Below are 15,335 nucleotides of genomic sequence, written 5' to 3' on the forward strand. Positions count from 1 at the left end.
ACACCACGCCCAATCCGACGGGCGCGGCGGACGGCGCGGCCTCCGACAAGGTGATGGCCGAGAAGGCGGCGGCCACCTGGAGCGATGGGGGAGTGGAAGCAGACCGGCGGCGGCGGCACGGCGTGGGATTCCATCGCCTACGACCCCGAGCTCGACATCGTCTATTTCGGCATCGGCAACGGCACGCCCTGGAACCACCAGCGGCGCTCGGGCGGCAAGGGCGACAACCTCTTCCTGTCCTCGATCCTGGCCCTGAAGCCGGAGACCGGCGACTACGTCTGGCACTACCAGACGACGCCCGCCGAGAGCTGGGACTACACGGCGACCCAGCACATCATGCTGGCCGACCTCGCCGTCGGCGGGCAGCCGCGCAAGGTGCTGATGCAGGCGCCGAAGAACGGCTTCTTCTACGTCATCGACCGGGCGACCGGCCAACTGCTCTCGGCCAAGAACTACACCAACGTCACCTGGGCGAGCGGCGTCGACCTCGCGACCGGCCGGCCGATCGAGACACCGAACGCGCGCTATGGCTCCGGCCCGGCGCTGGCCATCCCGGGCCCGCTCGGCGCCCACAACTGGCAGCCGATGGCGTTCTCGCCGAAGACCGGCCTCGTCTACATCCCGACCAACGTCACGCCCTTCGCCTACACCGACGACAAGGGCTTCACCTACAAGCCCGGCGCCTGGAACGTCGGCGTGGACTTCCTGACCAATGCGCTCCCCACCGACGCGGCCACCCAGAAGGCGGTGATGTCCATGGTCCGCGGCGCGCTGGTCGCCTGGGACCCGGTGCAGCAGAAGCAGGTCTGGAGCGTCGAGCACCCCTACTTCTGGAACGCGGGCGTGCTGGCGACGGCGGGCGGGCTGGTCTTCCAGGGCGGCGCGGAGGGGCAGTTCATCGCCTATGACGCCGCCAGGGGGCGAAGCTGTGGAGCTTCGACGCGGGCAACGGGATCATCGCCGCGCCGATGACCTACGAACTGGACGGCGAGCAGTACGTGGCGGTGATGGTCGAGCGCCGGCGGCGGCGGCCAGATCTCCGCGCCGGGCTTCCTGCCCCAGCGGCCCAGGCTCCCGGGCCGGCTGCTGGTCTTCAAGCTCGGGGGGACCGCCACCGCTCCGGCCTTCCCGAAGTTGGAGCAGCCGACGCTCGACCTGACGGACGTCAGCTCCACGGGCAATGTGCAGAAGGGCTTCGCGCTCTACCACCAGCAGTGCCAGGTCTGCCACGGCCCGAACGCCGGCGGCTCCTGGCTGCCGGACCTGCGCGCCTCGCCGATGCTCGCGACGGCGGAGAACTGGAAGTCGGTGGTGATCGACGGGGCGCTGGCCCCGCGCGGCATGGCCAGCTTCCAGAGGTTCCTGTCGCCGCAGGACGCCGAGGACGTGCGCGCCTATGTGATCTCGGAGGCCAAGACCGCCGCCGCGGCCGCCCCGCAGGCGGCCCAGGGCGCCAAGGCCCCGGCGCCGCCGCCGAAGGGCTAGTCCAGCACCGCGGCGAACTGGTCGGCGATCCAGTCGGACTGGGTCTCCGTCAGGATCAGCGGCGGGGCGATGCGGATGGTGTGGTCATGGGTCTCCTTGGCCAGGAGCCCCCGCGCCTGCAGGGCCTCGCAGACCCGGCGCGCGCCGCCGGCGTCGGCGTGGAGCTCCACGGCCAGCATCAGGCCGCGGCCGCGGACCTCCTTCACCTTCGAGGCGGTGATCGAGGCCAGGTCGCGGCGCAGGCGCTCGCCGATCCGCGCCGCGTTCTCGACCATGCCTTCCTCGGTCAGCACCCGCAGCGCCGCGCGGGCCACGGCGCAGGCCAGGGGGTTGCCGCCGAAGGTGGAGCCGTGCTCGCCGGGGTGCAGCACGTCCATGACCTCGGTGTTCGAGAGCACGGCGGAGACCGGGTAGAAGCCGCCCGACAGCGCCTTGCCGATCAGGGTGAGGTCGGCCTCGACGCCCTCGTGCTCCTCGGCCAGCAGCTTGCCGGTGCGGCCAAGCCCCGTCTGGATCTCGTCGAGGATCAGGATGACGTTGTGCCGGGTGCAGAGCTCGCGGGCCCGCTTCAGATAGCCGGCCGGCGGGATGATTACGCCCGCCTCGCCCTGGATCGGCTCGACCAGGAAGGCCACCGTCTCCGGCGTGATCGCCGCCTCCAGGGCGTCGGCGTCGCCGAACGGGACGACCTTGAAGCCCGGCGCGAAGGGGCCGAAGCCGCCGCGCGAGCCGGGGTCGGTGGAGAAGCCCACGATGGCCACCGTGCGGCCGTGGAAGTTCTCCGAGGCGACGATGATCTCGGCCCGGCCCTCCGGCACGCCCTTCACCTCGTAGCCCCACTTGCGGGCCACCTTGATGGCGCTCTCCACGGCCTCGGCCCCGGAGTTCATCGGCAGGGCCTTGTGGGAGTTGGTGAGCGCGCAGAGCTCCTCGTAGAAGGGCGCGAGCTGGTCGTTGCGGAAGGCGCGCGAGGTCAGCGTCAGCCGGCTCGCCTGGGCGACCATGGCCTCCAGGATTTTCGGGTGACAGTGGCCCTGGTTCACGGCGGAATAGGCCGATAGGCAGTCCAGGTAGCGGTTGCCGTCCACGTCCCAGACGTAGACCCCCTCGCCGCGGGTGAGCACCACGTCGAGCGGCTTGTAGTTCTTGGCTCCGTAGAGCGCCTCGGTGGCGATCAGCTGGCTGGCCAGCGAGCGTTGCAGGGCGATGTCGTTCATCGGATGTCCCTCTATTCGGCGGCGATGGAGGCGGCGGCGGGCTGGCTCGTCCGGTCGAGGCGCAGGGTCATGCAGTAGGCGGCGCCGCCGGAGAGGATGAAGGGGGCGAGGTCGACCTCGCGGACGTCGTAGCCGCGGGCCTCGAGCCGGGCGCGCAGCGCCGGCGGGGCCTTGGCCATGACGATCGTTCGGCCGACGTTCACGGCATTGACGCAGAAGGCCTCGGCGTCGGCGTCCGTCGCCTCGATGCGCAGCTCTTCCGGAACCCGGGCGCGGATTTCGGCCAGGGCCGCTTCCGTGAAGGCCGGCGGGTAGTAGAGCACCTCGCCGCCCGTGAGCGGGCAGAAGCAGGTGTCGAGGTGGTAGTAGCGCTCGGAGGCGAGCTCCAGCGGGACCACCTCGCGGCCGAAGACGTCCTTCAGCACCGCCAGGGCCCCCTTGCTGGAGCGCGGGCCGTAGCCGGCCCAGAAGAGCTGGCGGCCCTGGTCCCAGATCGCGTCGCCGGCGCCCTCGTGGAACAGGTCCTCCGGCAGGTCGACGATCTCGTCGATGACGCCGCGGGTCTTCAGCTTGCAGAACGCCGAGCGGAAGATCGCCTCCTCGCCCTGGCGCTCGGGATGGCGGAAACGGGCGAGCAGCACACGGCCGTCGAGCACCACGGCGGCGTTGGCCGGGAACACCAGGTCGGGCAGGCCGCGGGCCGCCTCGACCGTCTCCACCTGGGCGCCGATGGCCTTCAGCGCGGCGCGGAGCGCGCCGGACGCGGCCTTGGCGCCCGCCAGGCAGGCGTCGCGGTCCTCGCGCCAGGTGGTGGGCCGCATCCACGGATTGATCTGGTAGCAGACCTCGTAATGGGCCGGGTCGGTCATCAGGAACAGCGCCATCGCGAGCCTCGTGTGGTGGTCCTGGCTTCAGGATGATCTCCGGTCGTGCTAGCGAAAAGCGCGCAACCTGCTACATTTCGTCAGAACTTCTGTTGGAATGGCAGTCATGTCTGTCGAAATGCTGGATGAGCTGGATGAGCTGGATGAGCTGGATCGCGGCCTGATCGCCCTCCTGCGCGCCGATTCGCGGCTCCCGGCGGCGACGCTGGCCGCCCGGCTCAAGGTGTCGCGCGGCACCGTGCAGAACCGCATCGACCGGCTGCTGGCCCGCGGCGTCGTCCAGGGGTTCACCATCCGCACCCGCCCGGAGCTGGAGGCCAACCGCGTGCGGGCGATCATGTGCATCGCCATCGAGGGCGAGCGCTCCGGCGCGGTGGTGAAGGCGCTCAAGGGCCTGCCGACCGTCGACCGGGTGCACACCACCAACGGCCGCTGGGATCTGGTGGCCGAACTCGACACCGCCACGCTCGCCGAATTCAGCGGCACCCTCGACCGCATCCGCCAGATCGAAGGCATCGCGAGCACGGAGACCTCGATCCTGCTGGCCACGCAGAAGTTCTAGCTCAGCGCACATCCCTCCCCTGAAGGCGAGGGATAGACTACATCCACTCCATGAACGCCCCCGTGAAGACCGAGACCCTGCCGCAGTGGCGGCTGGACGACCTCTACGCCGGACGCACCGATCCGCGGATCGAGGCCGACCTCGCCCGCGCCAAGCAGGCCAATGACGACCTCGTGGCGCTGAAGGGCCGGTTCCTGGCCGCCCGGAGCGACCCCAAGTCGCTGGGGGAACGGCTGGACCACGGCATCGCGCTCTACGAGACGGCGACCAACGGCCTCTGGAGCGTCGGGGCCTATGCCTCGCTCGCGGCCTCCACCGCCCGCGACGACCCGGCCTGGTCGAAGTTCGAGGCGGACCTGCGCACCCGGTCCTCGCAGATCGCCGCCGAGAGCCTGTTCTTCACCCTGGAGATCAACCAGCTCGAGGACGTGGAAATCGAGGCGGCGCTGAAGGCCCACAAGCCGGCCGCCCGCTGGCGGCCCTGGATCCGCCGCGTGCGGCTGTCCCGCCCGCACGAGCTGTCGGCCGAGCTGGAGCGGATGCTGGTCGACCGCGGCCCGGCGGTCGCCAACTGGAGCCGGCTCTCGGACGAAACGCTGGCCCGGCTCTCGGCCAAGGTCGGCCGCGACACCCTGACCCTGCCGGAGCTGCTGAACCGGCTCTCCAGCCCCGACGCCGCGCAGCGCAAGGCGGCGGCCAATGCGCTCGCCAAGGCCCTGGCCGATCGGACGCCGACACTGGCGCTCTGCCTCAACACGCTCGCCTTCGAGAAGCAGGTGGAGGACCGCTGGCGGAACTACCCGGACCCGGCCGCCGCCCGCCACCTTGCCAATGAGGTCGACGCCGACGCCGTCGCGGCCCTGGAGGCCGCCGTGGTGGAATCCTACGCCAGCGTCAGCCACCGCTACTACCGGCTGAAGGCCAAGGTCATGGGCCGCACGGCGCTGGACCACTGGGACCGCAATGCGCCGCTCGATACCGCCCAGCCCCGCACCTATGCCTGGGACCAGGCCAAGGCGCTGGTCCTGGAGAGCTTCTCCGCGCTGGCCCCGAAGTTCGCCGACACCGCCCAGGTGTTCTTCAACCAGCCGTGGATCGACGCCCAGCCGCGGCCCGGCAAGCAGTCCGGCGCCTATTCCCACCCGGTGACCGCCGAGCGGCACCCCTACGTCTTCATGAACTACATGGGCGAACGCCGCGACGTGCTGACGCTCGCCCATGAGCTCGGCCACGCGGTCCACCAGACGCTCTGCCAGCCGCTCGGCACGCTGCTGGCCGACACCCCGCTGACGCTCGCCGAGACCGCCTCGATCTTTGGCGAGGGCCTGGTGTTCGAGAAGCTGCTGGCCAATGCGACGCCCGAGGAAAAGCGCGGCCTGCTGGCCGGCAAGATCGAGGATGCGCTGAACACGGTGGTGCGCCAGATCGCCTTCCACCGCTTCGAGACCCGCTTCCACGCCGCGCGCCTGGCCGGCGAGCTGTCGCCGGACGAGATCGGCGGCCTGTGGCTGGAGGTGATGGGTGAGAGCCTCGGGCCGGCCATCCGGCTCAACAAGGGTTACGAGCACTACTGGGCCTATGTCAGCCACTTCGTGCACGCGCCGTTCTACGTCTATGCCTACGCCTTCGGCGACCTGCTGGTGCGGGCCCTGATGGAGAAGCGGCGCGAGGATCCGGAAGGGTTCGCGCCGCTCTACGAGGCCCTGCTCGCGGCCGGCGGCACGAAGACCTATGTGGAGGCCCTGGCGCCCTTCGGCCTCAACCCGCGGGAAAAGGCCTTCTGGGCGGCGGGCATGAAGCAGATCGAACGCCTTGTGGACGAGTTCGAGGCTCTGGTGTCTCCGCAACAGACCCGCGCGCAATGAGGACCTGCACGACTTCTCCACATGAGCTTGATCAAGGCTAAGTCCCCGGAATGCCACGAAACGAGGGCTTCGCGCGTTCGATGCCGCGAGGGCGAAGCTTAAGGTGTCCACGAGCATGGTTCTGAGTATCGAGCGGCGCGGCTTCCTGCGGACGGGCGCGGCTGTCCTTGGCGTGCTCGCCGCCGGCCAGGCGTGGGCCCAGCAGCAGGCCGCGCCGCCCGCGATCCCGCCGCTGTCGGCCGCCCAGGCCGAGCAGGCGCTGGCCGCGCTGCGCGACGCCGAGCTGCACGGGCTGAAGCCCACCGACTATCTGCCCGAGGGCTTCGAGGCGGCCGGGGAGCTCACGCCGGAGCAGCAGGGCCTGATCTCGCAGGGTCTGCTGGCCTACGCCCACGACGTGCGCGTCGGCCGGCTCCAGCTCGGCGATTTCCCGAACAACTGGACGCTGCGGCCGGCGCCCCTACGACCCGCGGGCCGAGTTCGTCCAGGCCATCGCCGACAACCGGCTGAAGCCCTGGCTGGATAGCCTGCCGCCGCCCTATTCGGGCTATGCGGCCCTGAAGCGCGGCTTGGCCAGGTACCGCCAGATCGCGGCCGACGGCGGCTGGACGCCGATCCCCGAAGGCCCGCCGCTGAAGCTGGGCGTGAGCGATCCCCGCGTCGCCGCGCTGCGCGCCCGCCTCGCGGTCGAGGATCCCGAGGCTCCGGCGGCCGGGGATCCCGCCTTCGACATGGCCCTCCACCAGGCGGTGCAGCGCGCCCAACGCAGGTTTGGCTTCGAGCCCGACGGCGTCGTCGGCCCCGCGACGCTTCGCATGCTCAACCAGCCGGTCGGCCAGCGGGTGCTGCAGACCATCGCCAACCTGGAGCGCTGGCGCTGGATGCCGCGGGAAATGCCGCCGACCCGCGTGCAGGTGAACTCCGGCGCGGCCATCGTCACCCTCTTCAAGGACGACCGCCCGGTGCTCTCCATGAAGGCGGTCTCGGGCAAGCCCGGCGACGAGACGCCGATGCTTTCCTCGGCCATGCATAGCGTGGTCATCAACCCGCCGTGGAACGTGCCGACCCGGATCGCCAACGAGGAGCTGTGGCCGAAGGAGAGGGCAAGCCCCGGCTACCTGGCGCGGAACGGCTTCCGGGTGATCACCAACGACGACGGCTCCAAGCGCCTCCAGCAGAGCTCGGAGCAGAGTGCGCTCGGCCGCTACAAGTTCGACTTCGACAATCCGTTCGCCGTCTATCTGCACGACACGCCCACCAAGGCGACCTTCGAGCGGTTCTCACGCCAGGCCAGCCACGGCTGCGTCCGCGTCGAGAAGCCGAGGGAACTGGCCGAGGCCCTGCTGGCCGGCGACCCCAAGTGGACGCCGGAGCAGATCGCCGCGACGCTGGACGCCGGCAAGACCGTGCGCGCCCGCTTGCCCCAGCAGGTCCCGGTCTTCATCCTCTACTGGACGGCCTTCGCCGGCGCCGACGGGCAGATGCACTTCCGGACCGACCCCTACGATTGGGACCGGGAGCTCCTGCAGCGGATGGGCGTGCTGGCGAAGCCTAAGCCCAAGACGGACGTCGCCTGATGATGAGGATCGTGCTGTGGGTCGCCCTGGCCTGCGTGGTGCTGCTGGCGGCGCTGGCGATCAGTCGGGGCGTGCGGTTCACCTCGGAGCCGGTCGCTCCGCCGCCGCCCGCCGAGGCCAAGGCCCCCGCCGCCGAGGAAGCCGCCCAGCCCGCGGCCGCCGTGGCGCCGGAACCTGCCGCCCCGCCGCCCCCGCCGATCGACGACCAGGTCGCCGAGGACGCCGCCGCCGTGGGGATGACCACCCGCGAGCCTTCGGAAGAGGAACAGGCCCCCCGAGGCCCCGCCGCCGGAGCCGGCCCGGGAGCCGACGCCCTGAAATGCCGGCGTCATCCCAGGCCTTGTGCCTGGGATCCCTCGATCAGGTGCGCTGGATTCGGGGGAATAGCCGGACACTCGGGCCATCGCGGCCCGCGCCCTGCCCCTCAGGTAGGGATCCTAGGCACAAGGCCTAGGATGACGTCGTCACACCCCGCTCCACTGCCGGACGCGGCCGGTGTCGACGTGGACGAAGTTGGACTTGGGGTAGAAGCCGACGCCGCCGGCGCCGACGTTCAGGGCGGCCTTCTGCAGGTTGCGCAGGTCGACGCCCTGGATGCGGACGTCCACGGCCTTGCCCAGAGTGTGTTGGCTGTTGGAGGCCACGCCCTTGCTCTTGGCATGGAGGGCGGCGTTGGTCTTCGGCGAGCGGTAGCCGGAGATGATCTGGAACGGCTGGTTGGTCTCCAGCCGGGTGTTGATGGCGTGCAGCGCATCGAACAGCGCCGGCTCCATCATCTTCTGTTCGCCGGTACGCCAGTCGCGCAGTACGCGCATGGCCTCGGCGAGCGCGTCGGGCACATAGCGGCCGTTGGCGAAATAGACCTCGTTGAAGCGGTCGCCGGTGTGCAGGTTGTGCAGGATCGCCCGTCGGGGGCCGGCGTCGAGGTTGCTCGCGAAGGCCGGCATGGCCAGGCCCGAGAGCAGGGCGCCAGCGCCCAGGCGAAGCGCCGCACGGCGCCCGATCAACGTCTGCATTCAAGAACCCCGACTGCGACCAGATGCGGGAAGATGACGCCTGAGGCTGGCAGATCAAGCTGAACAGGAGGTTGCTGCGACGGCCTGCCGCATCCAGCTTGAGCAGGAGGCAAAGCGTCAAGAGCTGCGCGCTTGCCATTCTTCAAACGGTTGTTAGACCCGGTAGGAAGGCTGTGAGGGATGGCGTGATGGCGGACGAGGTCGCGGGCGGGAAGCCCGAGAAGGAAACCTACGACGACCGCCCGTTCCATTCCGACGACCTGCCGCCGGAGGTGAAGGCGCCGCTGGCTGCCTTCAAGGGCGCCGAGCCCCCGTCGCCGCAGTGGTTCAAGGACGCCATCGCCCAGGAGCCCGAGCGGACTTTCGTCGAGAGCCTGGGCACGAAGCTCGAGGTGCTGACCTGGGGCGAGGTCGGCAAGCCCGGCCTGCTCTTCGTGCACGGCAACTCGGCCCACGCCGACTGGTGGAGCTTCATCGCCCCCCTTCTTCGCCCAGGACTACCGGGTCGCCGCCATGTCCCTGGCCGGCATGGGCGCGTCGGACTGGCGCGACCGCTACGCCTTCGCCGATTTCTCCAGGGGACGCCGAGGCGGTGGCCCGGGCGACCGGCCTCTACGAAGGCGGCGCGAAGCCGGTCTACATCGGCCACTCGTTCGGCGGCGGGCAGGTGTTCTTCGCCGCGGCGACCAACCCCGAGAACATGCGCGCCGCGATCCTGGTGGACACCGGTTTCGGCGGCCCGCCGCCGGAGGTGGTCGCCGAGCGCCAGAAGCGGGCCGAGCAGGTCCGCAACATCCCGACCGCCGACCGGCCGAGCCGGGTCTATCCGACGCTTGAGGCCGCCCTCGACCGCTTCCGCCTGATGCCGCCGCAGCCGGCGGGCAACGCCTACATCGCCGACTTCATCGCCCGCCGCTCCCTGAAGCGCGCGCCGCTGCCCGACAAATCGGGGGAGGGCTGGACCTGGCGGTTCGACCCGACCATGTGGGAGAAGCTGGACCGCACGGGGATGATGCCGCAGCTCGGCGCGACCATCGAGACGCCGATGGTCCACATCTACGGCGCCCAGTCGCGGATCATCGAGCGCCGCAAGAGCGGCGAGCCCTCGTTCTTCCCGAAGAACATGCTCGAGATCGAGATCCCCGACAGCCACCACCACATCATGATCGACCAGCCGCTGGCCCTGGTGGCCGCCATCCGGGCGATCCTCGCGACCTGGCCGGCCGCGGGCGGCGACAGCGCCTGAGCTTGAGCCGGCGCGCGCTCTCGTGTAGCACCCCGGCCACCGGACTTCCGTATTTCGTAAGAGAGACCGCCCTCGATGGCCGACCCCGATTACCACCGCGGCGAGATGGACATCTCCGAGCAGACCGCGACCTACGCTCTGGTCATGGGCATGACCAAGTGGGGCTCGCTGGCCACCGCCGCGCTGATCCTGTGGCTGACCCTGTGGTTCTGCACCGAGACCGGCTTCCTGGGCGCCACCGTCGCCGCCGTGGCGCTGACCGTCATCGGCGTCGTGGCCCTGCGCGAAAAGAGCGCCGCGGCCCACTAAGGGCCCGCGCATCCCTCCCTTCAGGGGAGGGACAGCTCGCGCCGCGAGCCGGGTGGGGGAGTCGCGTCCAGGCTCCGCCCGCCCTTCTGATTCCTGACATCCCCATCCGGCGGCGCTACGCGCCGGCCACCCTCCCCTGAAGGGGAAGGATGTCGCCGCCTGAACGGCGTTTTGCGTCTGCTGGACAGACCCTGACTCGGCCTCCTATGGTCCCGCCCAATCAGAGGGGGAGCAGATGGCCGTCATCGCCGTCACCAGGGAACGCCGGGCCGGGGAGACCCGTGTCGCCGCGACGCCGGAGACGGTGAAGAAGCTGATCGCGGCCGGGTTCGCCGTGACCGTAGAGGCGGGCGCCGGGGCCGCAGCCTCCTATCCTGACGCCGACTACAAGGACGCCGGCGCGACCATCGCCAAGACCGCGAAGGACGCGCTGGCCAAGGCGGACATCCTCTTCAAGGTGCGGGCGCCGGAGGCCGCTGAGGCCGCCGCCCTGAAGACGGGGGCGATCGTCGCCGCCACCCTCAACCCCTACCAGGACAAGGCTGAGCTCACCGCGCTCGCCAAGGCCGGCGCCACCGCCTTCGCCATGGAGTTCGTCCCCCGGATCACCCGGGCCCAGGTGATGGACGTCCTGTCCTCCCAGGCCAACCTCGCCGGCTACCGGGCGGTGATCGAAGGGGCCGAGGCCTACGGCAAGGCCCTGCCGATGATGATGACCGCCGCCGGCACCATCGCCGCGGCCAAGGTGTTCATCATGGGCGTCGGCGTCGCCGGCCTGCAGGCCATCGCGACGGCCCGGCGGCTCGGCGCGGTGGTGACCGCCACCGACGTGCGGCCCGCCACCAAGGAGCAGGTGGAGAGCCTGGGCGCCAAGTTCCTCGCCGTCGAGGACGAGGAGTTCAAGAACGCCCAGACCGCCGGCGGCTACGCCAAGGAGATGAGCAAGGAGTACCAGGCCAAGCAGGCCGAGCTGGTCTCCAGCCACATCGCCAAGCAGGACATCGTCATCACCACGGCCCTGATCCCGGGCCGCCCGGCGCCGAAGCTGATCAGCGCCGCCCAGGTGGCGTCCATGAAGCCCGGCTCGGTGCTCGTCGATCTGGCCATCGAGCAGGGCGGCAACGTCGAGGGCGCGAAGCTGGGCGAGGTCGTCGAGACCAAGAACGGCGTGAAGATCCTTGGCCGGCCGAACCTGCCCGGCCGGATCGCGGCGGACGCGTCCGCGCTTTACGCCCGCAACCTGCTCGCCTTCTCGACCCTCCTGCTCAAGGACGGCCAGCTCGCGCCGGACTACGAGGACGAGATCCTCAAGGCCGCCCTCGTCACCCAGGGCGGCAAGGTCGTCCACCCGCAACTGCAAGGCTGAGGTCCCATGGAAGCCGTCGATCCCACCGTCTTCCGCCTGGCCATCTTCGTGCTGGCCATCTTCGTCGGGTACTACGTGGTCTGGAGCGTGACGCCGGCCCTGCACACGCCGCTGATGGCGGTGACCAACGCCATCTCCTCGGTGATCATCGTCGGCGCGCTCCTGGCCGCCGCTGCCTCGGGCCAAGGCGGCGAGCTGACGGGGAACGTCTTGATCTCCAAGGGGGCCGGCGCCGTCGCCGCGGCCTTCGCGGCGGTGAACATCTTCGGCGGCTTCCTCGTCACCCAGCGGATGCTGGCCATGTACAAGAAGAAGGAAGCTCCTGCGAAGAAGGGCGGGGCGAAGTGAGAAGCGGCTACGCGCGCAACGCCCAGCTATCCCGCGCCGCGATCCTCGCCGCCGCCGGCGGGGCCCTGATCAGCATGTCCCAGGCCGTGCCGCAACTGACCGAGGGCGCGGGCGGCAAGGTCGTCCTCGCGATCGGAGGAGTCCTCGTGGTCGGCGCCCTCGTCGCCGCGATCACCAGCCTCACCAAGCGTCGGGGGGACGCTGACCAATGAACGCCAACCTCGCGGCCATCCTCTACCTCGTCTCAGGCGTCCTGTTCATCCTGGCGCTGCGGGGCTTGTCCTCGCCGACCTCCAGCCAGGCGGGCAACCGCAACGGCATGATCGGCATGGCGATCGCGGTCGGCGCCACGCTGGCCACGCTCTGGAGCCAGGGGGCCCTGGACGGCCTGACCCTGGCCCTGATCGGCGGCGGCGTGGCGATCGGCGGCGCGATCGGGGCGGTGATCGCCCGCAAGGTCGCCATGACCTCGATGCCCCAGCTCGTGGCCGCCTTCCACAGCCTGGTCGGCATGGCCGCCTGCCTGGTGGCGGTCGCCGCCATCCACACGCCCGAGGCCTACGGCATCGCCGAGGCCGGCCGCGTCCATATGATCTCGTTGATCGAGCTCAGCCTCGGCCTGGCCATCGGCGCCGTGACCTTCACCGGCTCGGTGATCGCCTTCGCCAAGCTGAACGGCAACATGAGCGGGGCCCCGATCCTGCTGCCGGCCCGCCACCTGCTGAACGTCGTCATCGCGCTCGCCATCATCGCCCTGGTGGTCGTGCTGGTCATGAGCGGCGGGACAGCGCTCTGGGCCTTCTGGGCGATCTTCGCGCTCAGCCTGCTGATCGGCGTCACCCTGATCATCCCGATCGGCGGGGCGGACATGCCGGTCGTGGTGTCGATGCTGAACAGCTACTCCGGCTGGGCCGCGGCGGCGCTGGGCTTCACGCTCGAGAACACCACCCTGATCATCACCGGCGCCCTGGTCGGCTCCTCGGGCGCGATCCTCAGCTACATCATGTGCAAGGGCATGAACCGCAGCTTCGTCTCGGTGATCCTCGGCGGCTTCGGCGCCGACGACAGCGCGGCGGCCTCCGGCGGCAAGGTGGAAACCCGGCCGGTGAAGCAGGGCTCGGCCGACGACGCGGCCTTCATCATGAAGAACGCGTCCAAGGTGATCATCGTCCCCGGCTACGGCATGGCGGTCAGCCAGGCGCAGCACGCGTTGCGCGAGATGGCCGACACGCTGAAGGAGGAGGGCGTCGAGGTGAAGTACGCCATCCACCCGGTGGCCGGCCGGATGCCCGGGCACATGAACGTGCTCCTTGCAGAAGCGAACGTCCCCTACGACGAGGTGTTCGAGCTGGAGGACATCAACTCCGAGTTCTCCACCGCCGACGTGGCCTTCGTGATCGGGGCCAACGACGTCACCAACCCGGCGGCCAAGACCGACCCCACCTCGGCGATCTACGGCATGCCGATCCTCGACGTGGAGAAGGCCCGCACGGTGCTGTTCGTGAAGCGCGGCATGTCGTCGGGCTACGCCGGCGTCGAGAACGAGCTCTTCTTCCGCGATAACACCATGATGCTGTTCGGCGACGCCAAGAAGATGGTCGAGGGGATCCTGAAGTCGCTCTGAGGCGGCCGCCTCAGGCGCCGATGTCCCAGGCGTTCCAGATCCCGCCGACGGTGGTGACCATCGCGTCGTCGAGAGCGACGCTCACAGGCGGGGGTTCGCCGGCGCCGAGCTTGCTCTGCACGTTGGCGACCCAGATGTAGCCGTCCACCACCCCGTCGCCGTCGAGGTCGACCTCGACGCGGCGGCCGGGGCCGAAGCTGGTCCCCGGCGGCAGAAGGCCCGTGCCGTCGGTCGGCGGGTGTTCCTCGGTCTCCATGTCGCCCGGCGGCGAGGGCGGAAGCACAACCGGCCCCCCCTTCTCGGTCTCGACCTCGTCGCCCTCCTCGGCGCGGAAGTCGAGGATCACGCCCAGCAGGGTGCTGGCGTCGCCCATGACGATGGGCCTTGCGATCACGAAGGTGTCGGCGCCCGACCCGCCCTCGGCGACGGTCTCGGCGTTTACCATCAGCCGGTCGGCCCCGGCGCCGCCCTGCAGGAAATCGTAGCCGGCGTGGTTCGTGCCGCCGCCGGAGAGGGTGTCGTTCCCGTCGCCGCCCTGCAGGTGATCGACGCCGGAGGTCCCGGTCAGCACGTCGTCGCCGTCGCCGCCCCTGATCACATTGACCGCCGCCGCGCGCGCCTCGGCGACCTGCGCGGCTTCCTCGGGCTCAGGCTTGCCGAGCGGCTGGGCCTCGTCCTTGGCGGCGACGTGGAGCGCGGTCTGCGGCGCCGCGACCGCCGGGGCCTGCGGCCCGGCCGCCGCGAGCTCCACTGTCCTCGGCGCGGGCTCGGCGTCGGAGGTGACGACCACGGCCTGGGTCGCGACCTCGCGCTTCTCGTTCAGCGAATTGTCCTCTGCCAGCGTCGGCGGGGGCGGCGGGTCGCTGTCGAAATGCAGCTCCTCGCCGAGTTCGCCGGCTTCGATCACCGCCGCGCTGGTCTCGTAGAAGAAGGCCGTCGCCACCACGAGCGCGATGAAGGTCTGGGCCTGGCGGCCGGCCAGGCTGAACGGAACGACCACATCGCCCTGCGGCGTATCGTCATCGACGGCCAGCCGCTCGGCCAGCGCCAGATGCAGGTCGGCCCCCTCGGCGATGGCGTCGTCAACGGCATAGTGGACCACGAAGCGGCCGCCGATACGGGCCACGTGGACAAGGACCTCCTCGTTCTGGTCCTTCACCACGCACCAGGGGTCGCCGTCCTCGGTGGCCCCGTAGATGACCTCGACCCGGAGACCCTCCTCCGCGAACTGCCGGCCGAGCGCCTCCAGCCGCGCGCGTTCGGCCGCGGTCCAGTCGCCGCTTTCGCGAACCCTCGCGATGAACGGGAGGACGTCACCCATGGACGGTCAGGTATCCCCTCAGGCCTGGGCCGCCTGGCGGCCCGCGTCTTCGAACAGCAGGCGGTACAACTCGGGTTCGTAGTACCCCAGGAGGGTGCGGGCGAACTCGCCGGGATCGACGCCGAGCGCCTCGGCCCAGGCCCGCTGGGTCTCGATGGGGAGGCGTCCCAGACCGCTCTCCACCTGGCTCACGAAGGTGTAGTAGCGCAAGCCGACGCGGTCGGCGAGTTCCGCCTGGGTGAGGCCGGCCGTCTCCCGCGCGCCCTTCAGCCAGCGTCCGGCCTGCTGGCGCAGCAGCTTGGTCTGAGCGGCCTTGGCGGGATCAGCGGCGGGTCTCGGCATGGTCGCTCCTGGGCGATCGATAACGGCGCTCCGTCAAGAGCGTCTTGAAGCGCCCCGGGAAGCCGCGTACAGTTTTTACGAAACAAGTACATACGTCACGGTCGTCCGCTTGTCACGGGGAGCCTGCCAACTTAAGAACGGGCGGGCTTATCGGGGCGCGGGGGCGCGCCAGG

General features: G+C 70.3%; 17 protein-coding genes. 12 read left to right on the top strand and 5 right to left on the bottom strand.

Annotated features, from left to right (window positions below):
* Window positions 1–84: 84 nt before the first annotated feature.
* The gene (locus tag LRS04_RS09045) at window positions 85–972 is read left to right on the top strand and encodes a PQQ-binding-like beta-propeller repeat protein (protein WP_257816075.1); all 888 of its coding nucleotides are present in this window, start codon (window positions 85–87) and stop codon (window positions 970–972) included.
* 162 nt (window positions 973–1,134) lie between these two features.
* Entirely contained in the window at window positions 1,135–1,485 is a 351-nt protein-coding gene (locus LRS04_RS09050) for a cytochrome c (protein WP_257816076.1), read from the top strand.
* Here the strand turns inward: LRS04_RS09050 and rocD are convergent.
* Entirely contained in the window at window positions 1,482–2,702 is a 1,221-nt protein-coding gene (rocD, locus tag LRS04_RS09055) for an ornithine--oxo-acid transaminase (RefSeq protein ID WP_257816077.1), read from the bottom strand. The genes LRS04_RS09050 and rocD overlap by 4 nt on opposite strands.
* Before the next feature lie 11 nt (window positions 2,703–2,713).
* A complete protein-coding gene (locus LRS04_RS09060; protein WP_257816078.1) occupies window positions 2,714–3,586 on the bottom strand; it encodes a dimethylarginine dimethylaminohydrolase family protein in 873 nt (290 codons plus the stop codon).
* A 118-nt stretch (window positions 3,587–3,704) separates the two neighbouring features.
* Here LRS04_RS09060 and LRS04_RS09065 point away from each other — a divergent pair, with 118 nt between their 5' ends.
* The 4 genes from LRS04_RS09065 (at window position 3,705) to LRS04_RS09080 (ending at window position 7,590) form a co-directional block, all read left to right on the top strand.
* Window positions 3,705–4,148, top strand: a complete 444-nt coding sequence (locus LRS04_RS09065) for an Lrp/AsnC family transcriptional regulator (RefSeq protein ID WP_257816079.1) — start codon at window positions 3,705–3,707, stop codon at window positions 4,146–4,148.
* Between the two features lie 50 nt (window positions 4,149–4,198).
* The gene (locus LRS04_RS09070) at window positions 4,199–6,013 is read left to right on the top strand and encodes a M3 family oligoendopeptidase (RefSeq protein ID WP_257816080.1); all 1,815 of its coding nucleotides are present in this window, start codon (window positions 4,199–4,201) and stop codon (window positions 6,011–6,013) included.
* A 115-nt stretch (window positions 6,014–6,128) separates the two neighbouring features.
* Complete coding sequence (locus LRS04_RS09075; protein WP_257816081.1) at window positions 6,129–6,539, top strand: twin-arginine translocation signal domain-containing protein; 411 nt, start codon at window positions 6,129–6,131, stop codon at window positions 6,537–6,539.
* A gap of 43 nt (window positions 6,540–6,582) precedes the next feature.
* Window positions 6,583–7,590 carry a murein L,D-transpeptidase gene (locus LRS04_RS09080; protein ID WP_257816082.1) on the top strand — a complete coding sequence of 336 codons (1,008 nt, stop codon included), beginning with the start codon at window positions 6,583–6,585 and terminating at the stop codon, window positions 7,588–7,590.
* A gap of 464 nt (window positions 7,591–8,054) precedes the next feature.
* Here the strand turns inward: LRS04_RS09080 and LRS04_RS09085 are convergent, their stop codons facing one another.
* Window positions 8,055–8,606, bottom strand: coding sequence for a YcbK family protein (locus LRS04_RS09085; RefSeq protein WP_257816083.1), 552 nt, complete (start codon window positions 8,604–8,606; stop codon window positions 8,055–8,057).
* 592 nt (window positions 8,607–9,198) lie between these two features.
* On the opposite strand from LRS04_RS09085, the gene LRS04_RS09090 reads away from it, so the two are divergent.
* The 6 genes from LRS04_RS09090 (at window position 9,199) to LRS04_RS09115 (ending at window position 13,499) form a co-directional block, all read left to right on the top strand.
* Window positions 9,199–9,852 (top strand): alpha/beta fold hydrolase, encoded by a 654-nt coding sequence (locus LRS04_RS09090; RefSeq protein ID WP_257816084.1) that lies wholly within the window; start codon window positions 9,199–9,201, stop codon window positions 9,850–9,852.
* Between the two features lie 75 nt (window positions 9,853–9,927).
* Window positions 9,928–10,161 (top strand): aa3-type cytochrome c oxidase subunit IV, encoded by a 234-nt coding sequence (locus LRS04_RS09095; RefSeq protein ID WP_257816085.1) that lies wholly within the window; start codon window positions 9,928–9,930, stop codon window positions 10,159–10,161.
* Window positions 10,162–10,396: 235 nt separating this feature from the next.
* Window positions 10,397–11,527, top strand: a complete 1,131-nt coding sequence (locus LRS04_RS09100; protein WP_257816086.1) for a Re/Si-specific NAD(P)(+) transhydrogenase subunit alpha — start codon at window positions 10,397–10,399, stop codon at window positions 11,525–11,527.
* Between the two features lie 6 nt (window positions 11,528–11,533).
* On the top strand, window positions 11,534–11,875 hold the full coding sequence (locus LRS04_RS09105) for a proton-translocating transhydrogenase family protein (RefSeq protein ID WP_257816087.1): 342 nt from the start codon (window positions 11,534–11,536) through the stop codon (window positions 11,873–11,875).
* Window positions 11,872–12,087 carry a hypothetical protein gene (locus LRS04_RS09110; protein ID WP_257816088.1) on the top strand — a complete coding sequence of 72 codons (216 nt, stop codon included), beginning with the start codon at window positions 11,872–11,874 and terminating at the stop codon, window positions 12,085–12,087. Before LRS04_RS09105 ends, LRS04_RS09110 begins: the two co-directional genes overlap by 4 nt.
* Window positions 12,084–13,499 carry an NAD(P)(+) transhydrogenase (Re/Si-specific) subunit beta gene (locus LRS04_RS09115; RefSeq protein ID WP_257816089.1) on the top strand — a complete coding sequence of 472 codons (1,416 nt, stop codon included), beginning with the start codon at window positions 12,084–12,086 and terminating at the stop codon, window positions 13,497–13,499. Before LRS04_RS09110 ends, LRS04_RS09115 begins: the two co-directional genes overlap by 4 nt.
* A gap of 10 nt (window positions 13,500–13,509) precedes the next feature.
* Here the strand turns inward: LRS04_RS09115 and LRS04_RS26745 are convergent, their stop codons facing one another.
* Entirely contained in the window at window positions 13,510–14,820 is a 1,311-nt protein-coding gene (locus tag LRS04_RS26745; protein ID WP_308238102.1) for a calcium-binding protein, read from the bottom strand.
* Between the two features lie 18 nt (window positions 14,821–14,838).
* Complete coding sequence (locus LRS04_RS09125; RefSeq protein WP_257816090.1) at window positions 14,839–15,162, bottom strand: helix-turn-helix domain-containing protein; 324 nt, start codon at window positions 15,160–15,162, stop codon at window positions 14,839–14,841.
* Window positions 15,163–15,335: the final 173 nt, after the last annotated feature.

It is taken from the genome of Phenylobacterium sp. J367 (assembly GCF_024699985.1).
Classification (GTDB): domain Bacteria; phylum Pseudomonadota; class Alphaproteobacteria; order Caulobacterales; family Caulobacteraceae; genus Phenylobacterium.